This is a genomic window from Rathayibacter tanaceti, assembly GCF_001634385.1.
Taxonomy (GTDB): Bacteria; Actinomycetota; Actinomycetes; order Actinomycetales; family Microbacteriaceae; genus Rathayibacter; species Rathayibacter tanaceti.
On sequence record NZ_LIIN01000223.1, the window covers coordinates 1 to 2,240 of the forward strand.

The window sequence follows — 2,240 nt, forward strand, 5'->3', positions numbered from 1 at the left end:
GCGGCGTCGAGGGCTGCGTCATCCGGCAGCGCGGAGGCGGTCGGCAGCGCGGCGATCGCCTCCCGCAGCGCCGTGGCCAGCGATCCCGCCGTCGCCTGCACCTCGTCGCGGCGCTCGCGCCACGCCTCGGACACGGCGTCGAGCACGTCCGAGAAGGCAGGCACGCCCCCGACGGCGCGGGGAGGGAAGTAGGTCCCGGCGAAGAACGCCTCGCCCGCCGGAGTCGCGAAGACGGTCAGCGGCCAGCCGAGGTTCCTGGTGAAGGCGCTCGCGGCGGCCAGGTAGGCGGTGTCGACGTCGGGATGCTCCTCGCGGTCGACCTTCACCGCGACGAAGTCGGCGTTCAGTCGCGCGGCGAGCACCGGATCCGAGAACGACTCCCGCGCCATCACATGGCACCAGTGGCAGGTGGCGTAGCCGATCGAGACCAGCACGGGCACGTCGCGACGCGCGGCCTCGGCGAGCGCCTCCTCACCCCAGGGGAACCAGTCGACGGGATTGTCCGCGTGCGAGCGGAGGTAGGGGCTGACACTGGAGCGCAGTCGTTCGGCCATGCGTCCACGCTAGACGCGCGTGCGGCCGGGGTCAGGGGGTTGCCCGAGACGGGAGGCGGCTCAGCGCTCGAAGAACCAGCCGCTCGGCCGCTCGGTGCCGCGCACGACCGTGCCGCCGCCTCCGCCGCGCCCTCGACGGCCGAACACCAGGTAGGCGATGCTCCCGATGAACGGCGCGATCACGATGAAGGCGACCCACGCAACCTTGCCGACCTTCGACAGCCACGGGTTCGCGAGCACGCCCTGGATCGCGAACAGGAGCAGCACGATGTTGAGCACCACCAGCAGTGATTGCGCGTTCATCGCTCGGCTCCACGGGTTTGGGGGTCCCGCGGGAGGAGGCGTGCGCCTGCGGGCTGGACGGGACGTCGCCGGTATTCGCGCGACAGGGCATTGTCGCACGCGACGTAGGATGGAGGGCTCATGTCAGACGTGCTCAGCATCCGCTACCCACCCGAACTCCCCGTGTCGGCGCGGCGCGACGACATCGCGGCGGCGATCCGCGACAACCAGGTGGTCATCGTGGCGGGCGCCACCGGCTCCGGCAAGACCACCCAGCTGCCCAAGATCTGCCTCGAGCTCGGCCGAGAGAGCATCGCGCACACCCAGCCCCGCCGCATCGCGGCCCGCACGATCGCCGAGCGCATCGCGGAGGAGCTCGGCGACGAGGTCGGCGGGATCGTCGGCTACCAGGTGCGCTTCACCGACCGCGCGAGCGCGTCGACGCGGATCAAGCTGATGACCGACGGCATCCTGCTCAACGAGATGAACCACGACCGGATGCTCAGCCGGTACGACACGATCATCATCGACGAGGCGCACGAGCGCAGCCTCAACGTCGACTTCCTGCTCGGTTACCTGCACCGCCTGCTCCCGCAGCGCCCCGACCTCAAGGTGATCATCACCTCGGCGACCATCGATCCGCAGAGCTTCGCCGCGCACTTCGCCGACGCCTCCGGGGAGCCCGCGCCGATCATCGAGGTCTCGGGGCGCACGTTCCCGGTCGAGATCCGCTACCGCCCGCTGGTCGCCGAGGAGCCGGAGGAGGACGACGACACCGACGTGCCCGATGCGACGAGCGGCAGCCGCGACCTGATGACGGGGATCGCCGACGCGCTGGCCGAGCTGGCGCGCGAGGATCCGGGCGATGTGCTGGTCTTCCTCTCGGGCGAGAACGAGATCCGCGACGCCGAGGACGCGATCCGCGGCAGGAACCTGCCGGGCACCGAGGTCCTCCCCCTCTACGGGCGCCTCTCGGCCGCCGACCAGCACCGCGTCTTCGAGCGATCGCGCACTCCGGGCGTGCGTCGGCGCGTCGTCCTCGCGACCAACGTGGCGGAGACGAGCCTCACCGTTCCGGGGATCCGGTACGTGATTGACGGCGGGACGGCGCGCATCTCCCGCTACAGCGCGCGCTCGAAGGTGCAGCGCCTCCCGATCGAGGCGGTCTCGCAGGCCTCGGCGAACCAGCGCTCCGGGCGGTCGGGGCGCACGAGCGCGGGCGTCGCGATCCGGCTCTACTCGGAGGAGGACTACCTCCGGCGCCCCGAGTACACCGACCCCGAGATCCTCCGCACCGGCCTGGCCGCGGTGATCCTGCAGATGATCTCGCTCGGCCTGGGCGACATCGCCTCCTTCCCCTTCCTCACTCCTCCGGATTCGCGCGGCATCAAGGACGGCCCAAAA

3 protein-coding genes are annotated in these 2,240 nt (G+C 71.1%); 1 reads left to right on the forward strand and 2 read right to left on the reverse strand.

What is annotated here, in order from left to right; translation table 11 throughout:
* Both ACH61_RS15105 and ACH61_RS15110 read right to left on the reverse strand, forming a co-directional pair.
* The coding region (locus ACH61_RS15105) for a DUF255 domain-containing protein (RefSeq protein WP_153038938.1) at positions 1-554 on the reverse strand (554 nt) is incomplete at its 3' end.
* A gap of 60 nt (positions 555-614) precedes the next feature.
* Positions 615-857 (reverse strand): PLDc N-terminal domain-containing protein, encoded by a 243-nt coding sequence (locus tag ACH61_RS15110; RefSeq protein WP_068213633.1) that lies wholly within the window; start codon positions 855-857, stop codon positions 615-617.
* Positions 858-977: 120 nt separating this feature from the next.
* Here ACH61_RS15110 and ACH61_RS15115 point away from each other — a divergent pair.
* A partial coding sequence (locus tag ACH61_RS15115) for a helicase-related protein (protein ID WP_153038939.1) occupies positions 978-2,240 on the forward strand: 1,263 nt, incomplete at its 3' end.